Origin of the sequence: Clostridium sp. DL-VIII (assembly GCF_000230835.1) — a bacterium.
In the GTDB taxonomy this organism is placed as follows: domain Bacteria; phylum Bacillota; class Clostridia; order Clostridiales; family Clostridiaceae; genus Clostridium.
This window is the reverse complement of sequence record NZ_CM001240.1, coordinates 827874-848905: the sequence shown is the minus strand read 5'-3', so window position 1 is coordinate 848905 and position 21032 is coordinate 827874. Positions and strand designations below refer to the sequence as shown.

The window sequence follows — 21032 nt, the reverse complement described above, 5'->3', positions numbered from 1 at the left end:
ATTCAGGTTAACTGTTTAAACTTCCACGATATCAAATCCAGCAGCTTTATTTAATCTATTCATAATAGCCATTCCAACACCTTTTTCTTCATATGCTTCTGCAAAGATCAAATCAGCTCCTAAATCATCACATTTTCTCAAAGCTTCAAATAAGTTTTTAGCTACTGTGGATAAATTTTCTATGCTTCCTAAAACTATACTTGTTCCTTCTTCATACTCTTTTGCATTTTCCTCAACAGTAAGAATACATACGCTTTTGTCTTTTTCTATATTATAGTGTACCATTTCTTTTATTTTTTCAACAGTTTTTTTTCTTTCACCAGAAATTATTGTAACTTTAGCATTAGGTGCATAATGCTTATATTTCATCCCTGGAGCTTTAGGTTTTAGATTTTCTCTTGGTTTTTTCATAATAGCGCTATCTATTTCTATACTCGAATCCACTTCTCTGAGCATTTCTAGCGTTATTCCTCCCGGCCTTAATACTACAGGTGGGATTACTGTACAATCAACTATTGTTGACTCAACACCTATATCGCTTTCTATTCCTCCCAAGATGCAATCCACTTTTCCATCTAAGTCTTCAATGCATCTTTGAACATCTGTCGGACTTGGCCTTCCACTTATATTAGCTGAAGGAGCTGCAATAGTTGTATTAGATAATTCTATTAATTTTCTAGCTATTTCATTGTCTGGCATTCTAATTCCAATAGAATCTAAATTAGCACTGGTTATACTTGGTATTACTTCTTTCTTTTTCAATATTATTGTTAATGGTCCTGGCCAAAATTTATTTATAAGCTCTTTTGCTACTTCTGGAATTTCCTTTGCATATAATTCTATATCCTTTGATGCAACATGAATTATTAATGGATTATCTTGAGGCCTTCCTTTTGCTTTAAAAATTTTTTCTACAGCTTCTGCATTAAGCGCATCAGCCCCTAATCCATAAACTGTTTCTGTTGGAAAAACTACAGTTCCTCCCATTTTTATTAATTCAGCAGCCTCTTTTATTTTTGCTTCATCTTCCTTAGTATTCTCAATCATACTAATTTTAGTTTTCAACTACATTATCTCCTTTCTATCAGGTGTCAATCGAATCATCCCACAGTCCTTTGAGCATAAACTGTGAACTTATAACTGTACCATACTATATACTATACTATAAGCTGCCCTCGTGCTATCTTTATATTTTGAATGCTTTCATCAGTATAAATCGCTTTAACACAATTTTTGTATATTGAATCCAATAACAAATATTTTCTTAATCCACCTCTTCTGATTACCTGAAAATAATAATCTTTAGTAGAATTAAGTTGTTTAATAGCATCATAGTGTTCAACTATCTGCGGGTATCTTTTAAAAAAGTTTTTATCCACCGGTCTCAATCCCGGATTTTTAAAAACCACATTAGTTATTAATACTATTTCTAAATCATAATCTGATTTATTTGTATGTACTAAAGCGACCTTGTCGCATATAATTAAGTATTCCTTAGCAAAAATACCTGTTTTAAATACTAACTTATTGGTCATATATCTATATTCGACCCTGTATGAATTCATTTTAATTATAATAGATATGACTATTAAAAGATAAATAAATATAACATAACTTATATAGAACACATTAGTTCTTCCAGTTATCATTAACATTGTTGGAAGAATCAACGCTATAATAACCATAGTAATTAGAAATATTTTTAAGTGTTTTTTTTCTCTCTTTATCGCCTTATATATATCCATAGTTAATCTCCCGATATACTTTTAAAGCCCAACAAAATACTGTAAGGCTTTTTTTGAGTGTTACTAAACATACTCAGAAAATAACAAGTCAGCATGCTAATTTCTTGCAACATTGACTTGTTATCTTGTTCATATGCCTATTCTTGTGTATTTCCCATTAACTTCATTTTTTCTGCCTGGTCTGCTGTAATAAGCGCATTTATCATTTCATTAAGATCACCATCTAAGAACGTATCTAACTTATATAAAGTTAACCCTATTCTGTGATCAGTAACTCTTCCTTGTGGATAGTTATAAGTTCTTATTCTTTCACTTCTATCCCCTGTTCCGACCTGGCTCTTTCTATCTTCAGCTATTCCTTCTGCTCTTTCTCTTTCTGCTTGTTCATAAAGTCTTGATTTTAAAACCTTCATAGCTTTTTCTTTATTTTTTAATTGTGATTTTTCATCTTGACATGAAACCACAAGACCAGTAGGTAAGTGAGTAATTCTAACAGCTGAATCTGTAGTATTAACGCATTGACCTCCATTACCTGAAGCTCTAAATACATCTATTCTGACATCTTTATCTAAAACTTCTATTTCTACATCGTCAACCTCTGGTAATACTGCTACTGTTGCAGTTGATGTATGAATTCTTCCGCTTGATTCAGTATCAGGAACTCTTTGTACTCTATGTACTCCGCTCTCATATTTTAATTTTGAATAAGCCCCATTACCTTTAATCATAAAGACAACTTCCTTGAAGCCTCCAAGATCTGTTTCATTTAAACTCATTATTTCTACTGACCATCTTTGAGTTTCAGCATATCTTGTATACATTCTAAATAAATTGTATGCAAATAGTGCTGCTTCCTCACCACCTGCACCCCCTCTGATTTCTACGAATACATTTTTTTCATCATTAGGGTCTTTTGGTAATAATAAAATCTGTATTTTGTTTTCTAATTCTACTTCCTTATTTGTAAGATCAGAGATTTCTTCATTTAACATTTCTCTCATTTCTTTATCACTTTCGCTGCTTAACATTTCTTTATTGTCTTGCAAATCCTCTGTGACTTTCTTATATTCTCTATAAGCATTAACTATAATCTCTAAATCAGCATGTTCCTTGCAAAGTTTTCTCCATTCATTCTGATTCTGCATAATTGATGGATCGCTTATTTTTACTGATAATTCATCATATTTACTTTCTATAAATTCTAATTTATCTAATAACATCTAATCACTCCGTACTTATTTTTTCATATCATTTCATTATACCACGAACTAGTTCAGTTAACAATTATGAGTTAGAACTAAGTGGCCTACTTTAATTTACAATTTACATGAGATAACTCAATATGAAATCCTTAAATTTTCTTTAAAAATCCCTTAATATAGATTTTATTCTTCATTATCAATTGTACATCGTAAATTGTTAATTGCAACATAATATATTTATTTTTTAAAGATATCCAGTTTTTCTTCCTAAAAGTTACAATTTCTAATTTTTAACTCTTAATTCCAATAACAACTCTATCTAAACTTGCAAAATCTTTAACTATCTTTACATCTTCAAAATTTTCTTCTTCCATTAAAGATTTTACCGCATCTCCTTGATTATAACCTATTTCAAATGCTAATATCCCGCCTCTTTTTAATATATGCTCACTTTGACTAATTATCTTTCTATAGAACTCCAAACCATCAGAGCCTCCATTTAAAGCAGTATGAGGTTCATAATCTTTAACATCTTCCATAAGTTTACTTATTTCTCCTTCCTCAATATAAGGAGGGTTTGAAACTATGATATCATATATTTTTCCGCTTTTTATGACCTCTTCTAATAAATCACTTTTTATAAATTTCACTCTATTTTCTAAACTATTTTTTTGTATATTAATAAGTGAAACTTTCTCTGGCACAGGATAGTAATCTATTAAATCGACCTTTATATTCTGCCTAAAACCTGCTAACGCTATACCAATAGCCCCTGAGCCACAACATAAATCGCATATTTGTTTTTCATCATTTTCTTCTATATTTTTAAGAACTTCTTCAACAAGTATCTCCGTATCACTTCTAGGGATTAATACACCTTCCTCAATATAAAAGTCAATGCCCATAAATTCACACTTATTTAAAATATATTTTACCGGCATTTTATTTCTTCGCTTTTCAATTAAGTCAAAATATTTTTTAGTATCGTCCTCATTAACTTCTTCTTCCTTGTGAGTAATTAAATAGACTCTATCTTTTTCAATTATATTTCCTAGTAACAACTCAGAATCTAATCTGGCTGTATCTATGCCTTTTTCTTTAAGCGTAGATGTACCAGTGCAAAGTAATTCTTCAATTGTTTTGTTAGGATCCTTTATACCTTCTGCTGCTTTTAAAGAAGCAATAGCAACTTCAATTTGAGAATCATCAGGTTCTTTAGTCGTTAACAGCTGCAGTTTAAGTCCAGGATATGCTATTATTTTAGCTAATAAACTATCATTTTTACCAAGCCATTTTATTAATTCATAACTTATCCCTGTAACTACTGGTATTAGAACAACTCTGAGTATTAATCTCTGAACAATTCCTCCCCAGCCAGTAAAAGAAAAAACTATTATACTAATAAACATTACCAAAAACAAAAAATTCGTTCCACATCTTGGATGTAATCTTGATTGCTTTTTGACATTTTCTACAGTTAACTCTTCCATAGCTTCATAGCAAAATATTGTTTTATGCTCAGCTCCATGATATTGGAACACTCTATATATATCACTCAGCTTACTTATAAAATACATATATAGTACAAGAATTGTTATTCTTATAGCTGCCTCAATTAAATGTAATACTATAATAGAAGTACCTGTACTTTTAAATATGGATGCTATTCCAGTTGGTAATGCAATAAAAAGACCTATGGCAAAAATAAATGAAATGCACATTGTTATAGCCATCAAAACACTGTTCGCTTTTTCACCCAATTTGTCATCAAGCCACTTTTCGAACTTTGACGGTTCTTCGCTTTCATCTTCCAAAAAAGAAGCTGAATAATTAAGAGAGTCCATCCCAACCTTCATTGATTCAATAAGAACAAAAAATCCCCTAAGAAGAGGTATGTTCAAAATCGGATATTTTTTAGTTATAGTACCATTGTCTTTCAAATCTATTTCTATGTTTCCTTTTGGAGTTCTTACAGCTGTTGCAAGGCTTTTACTTCCTCTCATCATAACGCCTTCTATAACTGCTTGCCCCCCAACGTCACGTCTTTTCATATATTATAATCACTTACTCTCTTTTATATTTTTTCTTTATATTTATAATAACATTCCCCGCATAATGATTCATATTGAATATCATTTTCTTCATCAATTGCAATTTGCTCTCCTTCAAATACGAATCTATTATTAACTTTTCTACCATTAAATATAGCTTTCTTACCACATGCACATATTGTTTTCATTTCTTCTATACTATGAGCTAACAACAATAGTCTTGTACTACCTTCAAATCCGTTTCTTTTAAAGTCTGTTCTAAGGCCATAGCATATAGTAGGAATATTAAGCTTAACCGCAATTTCGAACAGCTGGTCTATTTGTTCGCTTTTCATAAATTGTACTTCATCCACTAATATGCAGTGTATTTCTTCGTTTCTTTTTAGATAATTATGTACTGTTTCAAAAACATTATCATGTTCAGAAACTAATAAATCTACGTTTCTAGTTACTCCAAGTCTAGATATAAGCTTTTCTCCACCTTTACTATCAACCTTTGGTTTCACAATAATAATCTTCATACCGCGTTCTTCATAATTAAAAGCAACTTGCATTAGATGTGTTGATTTACCTGAATTCATCGCACCATATCTAAAATATAATTTACTCATTTTTAAAATTCTCTCCTTTTTTCAATTCAAGGTATCATAATCGATTATATCATTTAATGCGATTCATAAAAAGATATTTTTTTATAGCTTCAAATTATTTATTGACGCTAAAAATCTACTATGCTATAATTTAATGGTTGTTATTGAATAATTAACATAAGTTTATATAATTGAAAGAGGTGAAAAATAATGAGAGAAGGCATACATCCAGAATACCACCACGATGCAGTGGTTAAGTGTGCATGTGGAAACACTTTCACTACTGGTTCTGTTAAATCAGAATTAAAAGTTGAAATATGCTCTAAATGCCACCCATTCTTCACTGGTAAACAAAAAATTGTTGACGTTGGTGGAAGAGTTGATAAATTCAACAAAAGATTCAACCTTGGCAACAAGTAATAGATCTTTGGGGAAAGACTTTGTCTTTCCCCTTTTTTAAATTATTGTAGTTTATTAGTATACAAATTAATTAATACTTTTTATAAATTAATATAATATTAATATATTAATAAGCATTAATTAATATTTAAATTATATAATAAAGATGGTAAACTATGTAATATAATACATTTGAAATGAGTGACTTTAATGAAAAAAGTTTTAATCTTAACAACTTCTACAGGACAAGGTCATAATCAAGCCGCTACTTCAGTGGCAGAATCTTTTAAAAGTGCTGGTTATGAAATTACAAAGCTGGATTTCCTTGCTAAGAATAGTAGGTTACTTAATGATATAATTGTATTTGGCTATGAAATGTCTGCTTCTAAATTTCCAAAAACCTATGGAGCTATATACAATCTAACTGATTCTAAATATATCAACAAGCTTTTAAAATATCCTTTTTATTTCGCAAGAAAAAAGGTTGCAAAACTAATTAATGAAATAAACCCTGATGTAATTGTTGCCAGTCATTCTTTTAGCATTAGTGTAATTTCGGATTTAAAAAAACATGGATTAAAAGCTCCATTCATTTTAATAGTTACAGATTTTAAAGCTCATTATTTATATGTAGACCCTTATGTTGATGTGTATATTACCGGAAGTAATTATACTAAGCAATCATTAGTTAGAAGAAATATAAATCCTAATAAAATTTATCCAATAGGAATTCCTATACGTAATAATTTCTATACAGATGTTACATCTGTTGACACTCTAAAAGATAATGAATATTTCAATTTATTACTTATGGGCGGAAGTTTAGGCTTGGATACTATTTTTACAGTTCTTAAGGAATTATTAAAAAATCCAAACAAACTAAGGATTACAGTTGTTTGTGGTAAAAACGAAAACTTAAAAAACAAATTACTAAAATACTGTAATGATAGAGAATTTAAGAATAAAAAGCTTCACATAATAGGTTTTACAAAAGATATATCTTATTTAATGGATTATTGTGATGTAATAGTTTCGAAACCTGGTGGTTTAACAGTTACTGAATCAATAGTAAAAAACATTCCTCTAGTAATTCCTTTTGCTATTCCAGGACAAGAGACTGAGAATATAGACTTTCTTACTAGTGAAGGATATTCAATTTACGTAAAAGATATAAGTAAACTAAATGATTCCATAAATCATTTAATAGATAATCCTGATGAATTATCTCAAATGAAATCAAAATTGAATAAATTATCATCAACTTATTCACTAACTGAAATAGTTCAGATAGCTGATAATTTAATTTCAAATAGTTAAAAAAGATGACCAATAATTTTATTGGATCATCTTTTTTGCTACATTATTGATTTCTCTTTTGAAAAACATTTATAAATTCTTTATTATTGTTCGTTTTAGATAACATATTAATTAAATTTTCTGTAATGTCATCAGAATTTCCATCTTTATACATTATTTTCCTTACAGAAAAGGCTACATCAAGTTCCTCTTTTGATAGAATTAAGTCTTCCTTTCTAGTTCCTGATTTATATATATCTATAGCTGGGAAGATTCTTCTTTCTTGAAGCCTTCTATCTAAATGAACTTCCATATTTCCTGTTCCTTTAAATTCTTCAAATATCATGTCATCCATTCTTGATCCAGTTTCAATAAGTGCAGTCGCAAGTATTGTCAAGCTTCCGCCTTCTTCAATTTTTCTAGCTGCTCCAAAAAACTTCTTAGGCATTATAAGCGCCCCAGGATCAAGTCCTCCCGATAAAGTTCTGCCTGTAGGAGTTATTGTTAAATTATAAGCTCTTGAAAGTCTAGTTATACTATCCAGAAGAATAACAACATCTTTGCCCTGCTCTACCATTCTTTTGGCTCTTTCCAAGACCATTTGTGATACTTTAGCATGGTTTTGTGGCTCTTCATCAAAAGTCGAATAAACTACATCACCATTTATTGATCTCTTCATGTCTGTAACTTCTTCTGGTCTTTCATCTATTAACAAAACTATTAATTTAACATCTGGATAATTCTTAGATATGTTTTGAGCAATTTTTTTAAGCAACGTAGTTTTACCTGCTTTAGGAGGTGCTACTATAATCCCCCTTTGCCCTTTACCTATAGGGCAAATTATATCCATCAATCTAGATGCCAAATCATTTTTATCTGAAGTTTCTAACCTTAATCTTTCTTTTGGATATATAGGTGTCAACGTTTCAAATGATTTTCTACCTATTGCTCTTTCAGGATGTTCATCATTAACTTTTTGGACAAATAAAAGTGCTTTAAACTTTTCTCCTTCTTTAGCCTCTCTTACTTTTCCTTCAACCTCATCTCCTGTTCTCAAATTGAATCTCCTAATTTGAGATGGTGATACATAAACATCATCGCTGCTAGTTAAATAATTTTTACATCTTAAAAATCCAAAACTATTATTCTCCAAAATCTCCAAAATACCTTTAATGACATTGGATTCGTTTATCATTTCTCTTAAATTTTCTTTTTTTTCAGCGTTTTCGCTATTATTATTTTCAACTTTTGTTTCTGAGTAATTATTTACTCTTGTATTATTGTTGCTTATTCTTGCAACTTCTTTATTTTCTTTAATTTCTTTATTTATTGTGTCTTCTTTAACATCTTTTGAAATCTTAGGTGATATATTTTCTCTTAATATCACACCATCTTTTTCTATAAAATTACTAGAAATTTTTAATATCTCTTCTATTAATTCATTTTTCTTATATTTTGATATGTTTTTAACACCTGCTTTTTTAGCAATATCTTTCAAACTCGTTAAAGTCATACTTTCATATTCTTGTTTTGTCAAGTTCGCACCTCCAATTTATAGATTGCAATCTATAAAAATCATTCTTTTTTAACTTCAATTTTATTTCAATCGGAAAATTTAATAGCAAGATAATTAGATGTGATATAATCCTTTAGAATTTCATTTGAATCTACTTTCTATTTTTAGCTGATTCTATAATAAAGTTGATTTGCATGTTCTTTCATTCTTCATAATTATGAACTGGTAACCTTTCAAAAAGTTTACCAGTCCTCAAAATTATTATCTCTAATATTCATTATATAATAATACAAATATTAATACAATTTACTTTTTACTTTGATTGATTTTCTTTTACTGCTGCTTCAATAAAACCTACAAATAATTTATGAGGTTTATTAGGTCTTGATTTCAATTCTGGATGGAATTGAACTGCTACATACCATGGATGTTCTGGAACCTCAACAATTTCTACTAATCTTTCATCTGGACTTGTTCCAACAATCTTCATTCCAGCATCAATTATTTGTGCTCTATAATCATTATTGAACTCATATCTATGTCTATGTCTTTCTTGAATTAATTCTTCTTTGTATACTTCATAGGAATTGCTGTCTGGATCTAATTTACAAGGATATTTTCCAAGTCTCATTGTTCCACCAAGATTTTCTATATCCTTTTGATCTGGCATAAGATCTATCACTGGATATTTTGTATTTGGATTTATTTCTGAACTATTGGCTCCCTCATATCCTAATACATTTCTTGCATATTCTATTACAGCACATTGCATTCCTAAACAAATTCCTAAGAAAGGCTTTTTATTTTCTCTCGCCCATTTTATTGCTGATATTTTACCTTCTATTCCTCTATCACCAAAACCTCCAGGCACTAAAACTCCATCTACATCTTTAAGAATTTCTTCCACGTTTCCAGTTTCTAAGCTTTCAGCATTAACCCATTCAATTTCAACATTAGCATCATTAGCATATCCACCATGACTTAATGCTTCAACAACTGATATGTATGCATCATGTAACTCAACATATTTACCAACTAATGCAATCTTAACATTATTCTTAAGATTTTTAATTTTTTTAACCATGTCAATCCATTCTGAATTATCAATATCTTTACATCCTAAATGTAATTTTTCACAAACTAGATTATCTAACCCTTCATCATGAAGCATTAATGGCACTTCATATAAATTTTCTGCATCTAAATTTTGAATTACTGATTTCCCATCTATATTACAGAACAACCCAATTTTAGCTTTTATATCATCCGATAATTCTTTTTCAGTTCTACAAACTATTATGTCTGGTTGAATACCTATCATTCTTAATTCTTTTACAGAGTGTTGCGTAGGTTTTGTCTTTAGCTCTCCTGCTTTTCCTAAGTATGGCACTAAAGTAACATGGATATAACATACATTTTCTGCTCCAACTTCGCTCTTTATTTGTCTGATAGACTCTAAAAATGGTTGTGATTCTATATCTCCAACAGTCCCACCAATTTCAGTTATTACTACATCTACATCTCTTTCTTTTGCTACTTGATATACTTTATCCTTAATTGCATTTGTTATATGGGGGATTACTTGAACTGTACCTCCAAGATATTCTCCTCTTCTTTCTTTTTCTATAACAGAACTATATATCTTACCAGTTGTAACATTTGAATTTTGTGTTAAGCTCTCATCTATAAATCTTTCATAATGACCTAAATCTAAATCAGTTTCAGCTCCATCATCAGTTACAAATACTTCTCCATGTTGATAAGGACTCATTGTTCCTGGATCCACATTTAAATATGGGTCAAACTTTTGAATAGAGATATTCACCCCTCTATTCTTTAATAATCTTCCAAGGGATGCTGCCGTTATCCCCTTACCTAATGCCGATACAACTCCACCCGTAACAAAAACATATTTAGTGCTCATTTTTATCCTCCCTATGTTAAATAAAATCACATTTTCATTTTAATGTTGACTTTTTTAATACTTAATGCTATAATGTAAATTACCCCATAAAATACATTATGGGTTATTTGTGTTGCTTAATAACATAGGTAATATCATATCACATCTTACGATCAATATCTAGTCTTTTTTTATAAATTAGTCATTTCGCTTTTTTCTATAGTGTTTTCTAATTCAAAATACCTTTCTCTAAAATATCTATTAGCCAGTAATTTTTCTTCTGCCAATTTTAGATTATTATTTATGCTTCTAGATGTTTTCAAATTAAAAACTTCTTTAATCTTATCAATTTCCAGACAGTGATTATTTTTTAAAACTAATAGTAAAATATATTTATTATCTCTATCTTTTAATAATTCTATGAATTTTTCTTCATTAATTCCATAGTAATCACAAACATTTCTTAATATTTTTATATATTTCAATTTATTTATCATATATATTTCCTCCTTTTCAAATTATATCCTCAATTCTCCATTTTTAATCAATTAAAAAAACCTTTATTCAATTTTTAACACACTGAAAAAATAGTGTTAAAGATGCTACATTTTAGAGATTTAAAAATTTATTGTTTTATATAAAAAAGGAGTATCGCTCCTGATTAAAACTTAATCATTTTGCGATGCTCCCTTAATCTGCTTTTTATTATCCTATTGGTAATAGACTTACATGAAAACCAAACATTTAAATTAAGCCTTTTTGATCTATCTTACTGATAATTTTTTTAATCTTATTTCTTTTTCCTGAATCAATCAATAAGCTTAAGTTATTTAAGGTTCTTTAATCAATATCTGAAATTTTCACATTATAAGTTTCCATTATAAACCTCTAGAATTCTATTTTCTCTAGTATATTAAATATGACACTGGAGTTATAATCAATATTATTCTCTTTAATCATATCTTCATGTTTTCCAGATCCTTTATACGTAATCAAGTCCTCATTAATTTGTTTCCACGCATTATAGATTGTATTATTATCAATATCTCCCATCTCTCTACATTCATCTGGTATCAAAATCAAGTGTAATCTTGAAGAAACACTCTTAACATCACTAGATGAATTATAATATTCTAAATATCTTGTCATTTTCTCCTGTGCTTCACTATCATTTTTTATAAATTCCAGATACTCTGGCATATTTTGAGATATGAACTTTAATACTTCTTCCATATTTTCAGCTGCAAATTGTGCTTCTCTTTCTTTAGATATCTTATGCTTATTGCTTTCATCAGCAGTTTGTTTGTTGAAGTTTAAAGGCATAGTATCCATTAATATTATATCTGTTACATCATATCCCATTTTATTCATTTTATCCGCAATCTCAACTGCTAATCGCCCTCCAGCAGACCATCCGAAAAACACGAATTTTTTATCACTATTTATGCTTGTAATTCTTTTAACATAATCTTCAATTAGATTATCACTATGGATGAAATTATAACTATACATTTTATAATCTTTAATTCTTTTAGCAATTCCACTATACAAGAAACCATATGCCATATATGGGGGAAAACATATAATAGTTTTGTTAGCATGCTCGTTAAAAATAACATAATCTTCTGGAGTATATTCACCCTTCTCAATATATTCACTTAGCTCTCTTATAGTAAGTTTTGTAAATATTATATTAAGTGGTATGTCTATTTTTAATCTTTCTTTTATTTTACTCTTTAATATAGTTCCCTTTAATGAATGCCCCCCAAGATCATAAAAATTATCATTTATTCCTATCCTCTTAATTCCTAATACATCTTCCCATATAGCTGCTAGATTTTTTTCTATCTCATTCCTTGGCGCCTCATATTCACTCTCTGGTATTTGCGTAACAGCTATTTCTTCAAGAAATTTTTTATCTACCTTTCCATTTGGCGTTATTGGAAGTTTATTTATTTTAATTATATGGCTTGGTATCATATATGATGGTAATTCTTTTGAAAGTTCTGCTTTGATTGATGTAACTGTTACTTCCTGCTGCACTGTTAGGTATCCACAAAGATACTTATCTAAATTCTCATTATCTTTAGCTAACACTACCGCTTCTTTTACTCCGTCAATTTTTAAAAGCTGATTTTCTATTTCTCCAATTTCAATTCTGAAACCTCTTATTTTTACCTGACTATCTATTCTTCCTAGATATTCTATGTTTCCATCTGGAAGCCACCTTGCTAAATCTCCTGTTCTGTAAATTTTAGTTCCTGGTTCAAATGGATTATCTACAAACTTTTCTCTTGTTAGCTCTTCTCTATTTAAGTATCCTCTTGCAAGCCCATCTCCTGAAACGCATAATTCTCCACATGTTCCTATTGGCATTAATGTATTATTATCTCCTAATATGTATATTTTAGAATTACTTATTGGCTTTCCTATTGGTATATTTCTATAATTTTTATCTACTTTAAAACTTGTTGTAACTACAGCATTTTCTGTTGGTCCATAATTATTTATTAATTCATAAGTCTGATTTTTATAAATCTTTAACTTATCTGCTCCAGTTAATAGTTTTCTTAAGGATTTATTCTTTAAATTCATAAATTCCTCACACATTTGTGTAGGTAAAAAGCCTATTGTTATTTTATTATCCTCATAATATTTGTTTAATGCATCTTTATCGAGCATTATAGACTTATCTATCATATACAATGCTGCTCCAGCTATAATATAAGGGAATATTTCCCAAACTGATGCATCAAAACCAAAGCCGGCATATTTTGTTGCCCTGTCTTTTTCTGTTACTTCGTAATACTCATTATGCCAGAAACACAAATTCACAAGAGCTTTTTGTTCCACCATTACTCCTTTAGGTTTTCCAGTTGTTCCTGAAGTATATATAACATATGCTAAATCACTTGACTTTCCTCTATTATTTAAGTTACTATTTTCTCCTTCATATAATTTATTATCTTCTAAATCTATAGTTTCTCCAGCACAACTTATACTTTCTAATAATTTGTTTTGTGTTAAAAGTATTTTTGTATTACTGTCTTCTAACATATACCTTATTCTGTCTTCTGGATACTCAGGATCTATGGGTAAATATGCTCCCCCTGCTTTTAAGACTCCCATTATTCCAATCAGCATCTCTAATGATTTATCTATCATTATCCCGACTATTGTCTCTGCTTCTACACCTTTTCCTCTTAAAACCATTGCTAAAGCATTGGATTTTTCATTAAGCTCTTTATATGTCAACTTGTTGTTTCCACATACCACTGCTATATTACTTGGTGTTTTCTTAACTTGTTCTTCAAATAAATCAACTATTGTTTTATTTTTCGGATATTTCATTTTTGTTTTATTGAAGTCATTTAATAATTTATTTTTTTCTTCTTCATTTAATATATCTATATCTCGTATTAAAATGTTTGGATTATTAACTACAGATTTTAATTCATTACATAGATTCTTTATTATCTGCCTTATTATTTCTTTGTTATAAATACTACCATTATATTTTATTTTCAAAGTCATGCTACTACCTGGAATTATTATAAGGGCAAAATCATAATTTATTTGTTCAAACATTTCAACGTTATTTATTATTTTAATCCCCGATTCACTACTTATACCAGAATTTAACATTTCTCTATCAATAGGATAATTCTCATAGGCTACAATATGATTAATAAGGTTATTTTTCATACTTGTTAAAGCCTGTATTTCTGCCAAAGAGCAATAACTATGCGAATTTGCCTCAATAAAATCCTCATTTATTTTTCTTGCAAGCTCTATGAATTCTGTAGTATCTTCCCCTTTTACCCTAATAGGAACTGTATTTATAAATAATCCGACTATATTTTCTATGCCATTAATTTCACTTGGTCTTCCAGAAACAACAGAACCAAATACTACATCATTTGTATTGTTATACTTCTGTAACAATACCCCCCAAGCTGTTTGGATAACAGAATTTAGAGTTATAGATCCTTTTTCTGCCATACTCTTTAATTTATAAGTTAAATCTTCGCTAATTATAATTTCTTCTTCTTCATTTACAAATTCCTCAGCTAAATTTTCAAGCTTAGGTATATTAATCTCTTGCTCATATGAAGAAAGATAATTATTCCAATAGCTTAATTCTGATGCCTTATCTTGCTTATCTAGCCACTCTAAATACTTACTATAAGGTTCTGTTTCATCAAACACTATTTCTTCGTTTTTAGATATTAATTTATACATATTTATTATGTCGTTTATTATTATGCCTAGGCACCACCCATCCATAATTATATGATGGAAACTATATACTATCTTATATATATCGCTATCGATTTTTATTACCGATAATCTATTTAAGCAATCATTAGTTAAGTCGAATCCTTTGTCTTTATCCTTCTTTTTAAATCTTTCCAAATATTCTTCTTTATTTTCTTCCAGATTACTTATATCTTCATAGCATATCTTTAATTCTCTATTTCTTAAAACTACTTGTTTAGGCTCACTTATATTTTCATAGAAAAATGCTGTTCTTAGTATTTCATATCTTTCTATAAGTTTATTAAATGCCTTATTCAATATTTCTATATCTAATGGCCCTGTTACTGTAAATATACTTTGTTCAAAATACGCATTAGACTCTCTATTGATCCTTGAATTATACATTATGCCTTCCTGCATTGGGGTTAAAGAGTGTATTTTCTCTATTTCTTTTTTGTATGATAGTATTTTATCTAAATCCTCTACACTTAATTCTCTATCTCCATAATCCCATGGTGTTCTTTCTGTTTCCCTTATACTTTCGCAGTGTTTTATAATTTCAAGCAGATTTTTTGTATATAACTTTGTTAGCTTCTCTATTGTTTCAGCTTTATATTCTTTAATACTATAATTAAATATGAATTTTAGTTCTCCATTCACTACAAAACCATTTATCTCAATATTGTTTAATTTTTTATTTTCTTCTGATATAGTCTTTCCACTTGATATCTTAGAATACTTAAATAAGCTTTCAGCATTACTTTCACTAAATTCCCCTAAATAGTTAAATCCTATTTCAGGATTTAACTCAAAACAAACATCCTTTTTATTCTCAGGATCAGTTAGATATTTCAAGATTCCATATCCAACACCTTTATTTGGTATATGCCTTAGAGTTTCTTTTGTATTTTTTATTGAGTATCCAATATCATCACTATTTTTCATATCTAAAATCACTGGATATGTAGATGTAAACCACCCTAATGTTCTATTTATCGAAACATCCTCTATTATTTCTTCTCTTCCATGACCTTCAAGCCCTATAAGAATTTTTTCGTTTTTGGACCATTCTTTAATAGTTAATCCTAATGAACAAAGAAGTATATCATTTATTTCTGTATTATACGCTGTACTTGTCCCTCTAAGGAGCCTTTCGGTTTCATCTTTTGATAAATTTATAATGATATTTTTACTATCTCCTACAGTACTTTCACACTTTTTGAAGTCCCTTGGAAGCTCTTTAATCTCTATGTTAGTTACATTATTCCAATATTCTTTTTCTCTAAGCATTTCTTTACTATTAGCATATTCATTAAGCTTTTCTACCCAAACTTTATAAGACGTAGTCTTTTCTGGTAACACTACTGCTTTTCCACTTTCTACACTTCCATAAGCTTTTTCTAAGTCTTCAAGTAATATTCTCCATGATATACCATCAATAATCATATGATGTATTGCTATGAGTAAGTGGTCTCCCTCACTTGTTTTGAATAAACCAAGTTTCACTAAAATTCCATTTTCTAAATCCATGCCTTCCTGCATTTTGTTTGTTAAATCTTCTATTTCTGTTTTATAATCTTCTGCATTTTCTAAATTATATACATTTAACGTGAACATATTTTCTATGTTTTCTATATTTCTATTTACTTGCTTAATTTTATTATCTTCCTTTATATATATCATTCTTAATACATCATGATGTTTCATTATCTCTATGAAGGCTTTTTTTAATATTTGTTCATCTATCCCATCATTTTTGTCAAACATAAATGCTTGGTTAAAATAATTTTCCACTGCAAATTTATTGTCAAAAAACCACTTTTGTATTGGTGAATGATATACTTCTCCTTCAATTACTCCCTGATCTGCTTTAACATTACTATACTTAACATGTTTACTTAGCTCTTCTATTGTTTGATACTTCATTAAATCTTTTATTTCGAGCTTAATACCATGACTATGCAGCCTCGATACTATTTGTATTGATTTTATTGAATCTCCACCCAATTCATAGTAATTGTCATTAATCCCCATTCTCTCTATCTCTAATACTGCTTTCCACGCTTCTGCTAAAATCTTTTCTGTCTCACTTTTAGGTGCCTTATATTCTGTCTGTGCTACCTTAGACATGTCTATTTCTGGTAGAGCTCTCTTATCAACTTTACCGTTTGGTGTCAATGGAAGCTTATCTATCTTCATGATATATTTTGGCAGCATATAATTAGGAAGCTCTTTAGACAATTCTTCTTTTATACTTGATACATCTAGTTCTCTTTCTGTTGTTATATATGCACACAAATACGCATTTTCATTCCTATCCTTTTTAGCTATTACAACAGCTTCTTTTATATCTTCTATTTTTAGGAGTTGATTTTCTATCTCTCCAATTTCTATTCTAAAGCCTCTTATTTTTACCTGATTATCTATTCTTCCTAGATATTCTATATTTCCATCTGAAAGCCATCTTGCTAAATCCCCTGTTCTATACATTTTTGTTCCTGGCTCAAATGGATTATCCACAAACTTTTCTTTTGTGAGTTCTCCTCTGTTTAAATATCCTCTTGCAAGTCCATATCCTGAAACGCATAATTCTCCGCCTGCTCCTACAGGCATTAAACTATTACTAGTTCCTAATATGTATATTTTACAATTATTTATAGGTTTTCCTATTGGTATGTTATTATAATTTTTATCTACCTTAAAGCTTGTTGTAACTACTGCATTTTCTGTTGGACCATAGTTATTTATTAATTCATAAGTCTGCTTTTTATAAACCTTTAATTTATCCGCTCCAGTTAACAATTTCCTTAAGGATTTATTTTCTAAACTCATAAATTCTTCACACATTTGTGTAGGTAAGAAGCCTATTGTTATCTTATTATCCTCATAGTATTTATTTAAAGCATCTTTATCAAGCATTATAGACTTATCTATTATGTGCAGAGTTGCTCCAGATATAATATAAGGAAATATCTCCCATACTGATGCATCAAAACCAAAACCTGCGTACTTTGTTGCATTATCTTTTTCAGTTACTTCATAATACTCATTATGCCAAATACACAAATTTACAAGGGCTTTTTGTTCTACCATTACACCTTTAGGTTTTCCAGTAGTTCCAGAAGTATATATAACATATGCTAAATCATTTGACTTTCCTCTAGTATTTACATTACTATTCTCTCTTTCATATAACTTACTATCTTCTAAATCTATAGCTTCTCCATTATAATTTATGCTTCCTAACAATTTATTTTGTGTTAAAAGAATTTTTGTATTACTATCTTCTAACATATACTTTATTCTGTCTTCTGGATATTCAGTATCTATTGGTAAGTATGCCCCTCCAGCCTTTAGGATTCCTATTATTCCTATCAGCATTTCTAACGATCTATCTACCATTATCCCAACTATTGTTTCTGCTTTTACACCTTTTTCTCTTAAAATTCTTGCTAAAGAATTTGATTTTTCATTTAGCTCCTTATAAGTTAATTTCTTATCTTTATATACTCCAACTATATTACTTGGTGTTTTTTCTGCCTGTTCTTCAAATAATTTAGTTATAGTTGCGGCCTTATTATATGAAAAATTTGTATTGTTGAAATTCTCTAATAAAATTTTTTCTTCTATTTTATCTATTAGTTTAATATCCTCTATGGAAATAGCTACATTTTCTACAAGTTGATCTAATATATTTAAATAATGCTTTATCATAAATTTTATTGTTGCTTCTTTAAATAAATTTCCTGAATATTCTATGCTCAAATTAATCTTGTCATTATTTTTGAGTATGTTCATAGTTAAATCAACCTTTGAAATTTCCTCTTTCATTCCTACTGTTTTTTCTTTAACATCTTCAAGGTTAAAAGAATCTAAGTTTAATTCATTCCAAACAAACATGAAATCAAAGAGCGGGTTTCTGCTTTGATCTTTTTTTATATCTAAATCACTTATTAATTGTTCAAATTTATAATTTGAATTTTCCATTGCCTCTATAAAAACTTCTTTAAATTTATCTAAATATAAATTATAACTATCTTTAAAACTTATTGAATCATATATTACAACTGTATTTACTAATCTTCCCTCTATGTTTTTTAAATCATGATTATTTCTTTCAATTATTGGTGTTCCAATTACAACATCTTCTTGATTGACATATCTTGAAAGCATAATATTAAATATAGACATCATTACCATATATGGAGTCGTATTCATATCCTTTGAAATTCGCTCAATCCCATCCACTAATCTTTTTGACAGATTTACATAAATAGAATTACCTTCGTAGTTTTGTGTAGCAGATCTCACATAGTCTGCTTGAAGTTCTAAGTTCTGTATATTCTTCAGTCTATTTATCCAATACCTTTTTTGTTTTTCCAGCCTTTCATTTCTTCCTAAAAGATATACATTTCCATCTGACGTAAGCTTTCCTAATTCTCCAGTTTTATATAACTTATTATTTACTGAATCAAATGGATTATCTATAAAACTTTTTTGTGGAAATCCGAAATTATTAACAGTTTCTTCAATTGCTCCTTGTATAGCTATGCACAATTCCCCTTCAACACCAATTGGCTGCAAACTATTATCTGGATCTACTATATAAACTTTTGCTCCAGACATATCGTGTCCTTCTTTTGGAATGCTTTTATTTCTTTCAATAAAATCACTAATACTATAATGCTTTATACCTTCTATACATTTTGTCTCACTAGGCTTAGTTAAAACTTTTTCTTTTTCGTAAGGACTTATCATTTCTATATCACTAATAGTTGTATCAAAATTCTCTACTAATTGTACTAGCATATTATTAATGCAATTGCACATAATTTTAATTTCTTCTTCGCTAAATTCATTTGCTCTATATTGAAACTCTAACTCCAAACTCGACTCAAGAAACTCTCTCAAGATCAAATTTAAAGGAAGTGTTACTTGTTTAGATGTTATTTCTTCTACTTGTATCTCACTATTATTCATAGGATACCTAAAAGACTCATTATAATAGTTAAATACAAATTTAAATAATCCATCAAATCCTTTTTGAGGTAATTTCAAATCATTTATCAATATATCATATGGATAACTTTGATGTTTATAGCAGCTTCTTAATTGAACGTTTAGCTCTTTTATAAAATCTTTAAAATTAATTTCGTTATTAATTCTAAAAGTTACCGGTACTGTACTTACAAACATACCTATAGCTGCTCTCATTTTCTTGCTAGCTCTATTATAAACAGGCATTCCTATTACTATATCCTTTTCCCCTGTTTTCTTGTAAAAATATAAATATAATAAAGACATAAAAAATGTATTCCTTGTTATATTATTTTCATTTAATAATTTATTTAATCTATTAGTTATTTTAGTTGGAATCTTATATTTGTAACTCTCTCCACTACAATCATATGTTTCTTTATATAAAAATTCTTCATTTAGATTTGAAAACCTCTCATTCCAAAATTCCTTATCTTTTAAAAATTTTTCTGATTGTAAATACTCATTTTCTGATTTAATATATTCTGAATATGGAACTGCAGCTGTATCTATTTCTCTTATTTTTAATAAATTATCATAGATTTCTGCTATCTGATTTGTTAAAATTGCAAAAGAATATCCATCTGAAACTATATGGTGCATTTTAGTAACATACCCGTTTGTTTTATTATCTAACTTGAATAATACAAACTTGTATAAATAATTATCATATACAGAAATAGCCTCATCAAAAAACTGCTCACACCACTTATCAAATTTATTTTTATTCTTATCAAAATCAATAAATTCAATTTCATTACATTTACAATCAACTAATTCTTGATATACTTGTCCATTTTCATTTTTAAACTTAAAATGAAAAATCTCATTTTTCCCTATAAATTCATCAATTGACTGTTTTAGTGCCTTAAAATCCACGTCTCCAGGCACATAACATACACCTCCAATGTTTGAAATTGATGAATTTTTGTATAAATCATCAGTATATAATATTCTTCTTTGTGCGTGTGTTAATCCATATTTCATATAATAATCTCCCCTTAAATTTAAGATCAATTGACTAATTTTTCTG

Annotated in this window: 11 protein-coding genes; 2 read left to right on the top strand and 9 right to left on the bottom strand. The window is 28.8% G+C overall.

Features of this window, described 5'->3' with window-relative positions; all coding sequences use genetic code 11:
- Positions 1-15 precede the first annotated feature (15 nt).
- The 5 genes from CDLVIII_RS03900 to CDLVIII_RS03880 all read right to left on the bottom strand — a co-directional run bounded on the left by CDLVIII_RS03900 (position 16) and on the right by CDLVIII_RS03880 (position 5609).
- On the bottom strand, positions 16-1065 hold the full coding sequence (locus tag CDLVIII_RS03900) for an L-threonylcarbamoyladenylate synthase (protein WP_009168128.1): 1050 nt from the start codon (positions 1063-1065) through the stop codon (positions 16-18).
- Between the two features lie 92 nt (positions 1066-1157).
- Positions 1158-1745 carry a hypothetical protein gene (locus CDLVIII_RS03895; protein ID WP_009168127.1) on the bottom strand — a complete coding sequence of 196 codons (588 nt, stop codon included), beginning with the start codon at positions 1743-1745 and terminating at the stop codon, positions 1158-1160.
- A gap of 137 nt (positions 1746-1882) precedes the next feature.
- Positions 1883-2965, bottom strand: a complete 1083-nt coding sequence (prfA, locus tag CDLVIII_RS03890) for a peptide chain release factor 1 (RefSeq protein ID WP_009168126.1) — start codon at positions 2963-2965, stop codon at positions 1883-1885.
- Between the two features lie 272 nt (positions 2966-3237).
- The gene (prmC, locus tag CDLVIII_RS03885; RefSeq protein WP_009168125.1) at positions 3238-4998 is read right to left on the bottom strand and encodes a peptide chain release factor N(5)-glutamine methyltransferase; all 1761 of its coding nucleotides are present in this window, start codon (positions 4996-4998) and stop codon (positions 3238-3240) included.
- Positions 4999-5021: 23 nt separating this feature from the next.
- Positions 5022-5609 (bottom strand): thymidine kinase, encoded by a 588-nt coding sequence (locus tag CDLVIII_RS03880; protein WP_009168124.1) that lies wholly within the window; start codon positions 5607-5609, stop codon positions 5022-5024.
- Between the two features lie 189 nt (positions 5610-5798).
- Here CDLVIII_RS03880 and rpmE point away from each other — a divergent pair, with 189 nt between their 5' ends.
- Complete coding sequence (rpmE, locus tag CDLVIII_RS03875) at positions 5799-6008, top strand: 50S ribosomal protein L31 (RefSeq protein WP_009168123.1); 210 nt, start codon at positions 5799-5801, stop codon at positions 6006-6008.
- A gap of 189 nt (positions 6009-6197) precedes the next feature.
- Positions 6198-7304, top strand: a complete 1107-nt coding sequence (locus CDLVIII_RS03870; RefSeq protein ID WP_009168122.1) for a glycosyltransferase — start codon at positions 6198-6200, stop codon at positions 7302-7304.
- A 43-nt stretch (positions 7305-7347) separates the two neighbouring features.
- Here the strand turns inward: CDLVIII_RS03870 and rho are convergent, their stop codons facing one another.
- The 4 genes from rho to CDLVIII_RS03850 form a co-directional block, all read right to left on the bottom strand.
- Positions 7348-8820: a transcription termination factor Rho gene (gene rho, locus CDLVIII_RS03865; protein ID WP_009168121.1), complete on the bottom strand. Its 1473-nt coding sequence runs from the start codon at positions 8818-8820 to the stop codon at positions 7348-7350.
- Between the two features lie 292 nt (positions 8821-9112).
- On the bottom strand, positions 9113-10723 hold the full coding sequence (locus tag CDLVIII_RS03860; protein ID WP_009168120.1) for a CTP synthase: 1611 nt from the start codon (positions 10721-10723) through the stop codon (positions 9113-9115).
- Between the two features lie 170 nt (positions 10724-10893).
- On the bottom strand, positions 10894-11199 hold the full coding sequence (locus CDLVIII_RS03855) for a hypothetical protein (RefSeq protein WP_009168119.1): 306 nt from the start codon (positions 11197-11199) through the stop codon (positions 10894-10896).
- Between the two features lie 391 nt (positions 11200-11590).
- Positions 11591-20986, bottom strand: coding sequence for a non-ribosomal peptide synthetase (locus tag CDLVIII_RS03850; protein WP_009168118.1), 9396 nt, complete (start codon positions 20984-20986; stop codon positions 11591-11593).
- Positions 20987-21032 lie beyond the last annotated feature (46 nt).

Bases quoted from the DNA above. Each gene is read 5' to 3' on its own strand.
- CDLVIII_RS03895 (WP_009168127.1), bottom strand. From the start codon at position 1,745: ATGGATATATATAAGGCGATAAAGAGAGAAAAAAAACACTTAAAAATA.
- prfA (WP_009168126.1), bottom strand. From the start codon at position 2,965: ATGTTATTAGATAAATTAGAATTTATAGAAAGTAAATATGATGAATTA.
- prmC (WP_009168125.1), bottom strand. From the start codon at position 4,998: ATGAAAAGACGTGACGTTGGGGGGCAAGCAGTTATAGAAGGCGTTATG.
- CDLVIII_RS03880 (WP_009168124.1), bottom strand. From the start codon at position 5,609: ATGAGTAAATTATATTTTAGATATGGTGCGATGAATTCAGGTAAATCA.
- rpmE (WP_009168123.1), top strand. From the start codon at position 5,799: ATGAGAGAAGGCATACATCCAGAATACCACCACGATGCAGTGGTTAAG.
- CDLVIII_RS03870 (WP_009168122.1), top strand. From the start codon at position 6,198: ATGAAAAAAGTTTTAATCTTAACAACTTCTACAGGACAAGGTCATAAT.
- CDLVIII_RS03860 (WP_009168120.1), bottom strand. From the start codon at position 10,723: ATGAGCACTAAATATGTTTTTGTTACGGGTGGAGTTGTATCGGCATTA.
- CDLVIII_RS03855 (WP_009168119.1), bottom strand. From the start codon at position 11,199: ATGATAAATAAATTGAAATATATAAAAATATTAAGAAATGTTTGTGAT.
- CDLVIII_RS03850 (WP_009168118.1), bottom strand. From the start codon at position 20,986: ATGAAATATGGATTAACACACGCACAAAGAAGAATATTATATACTGAT.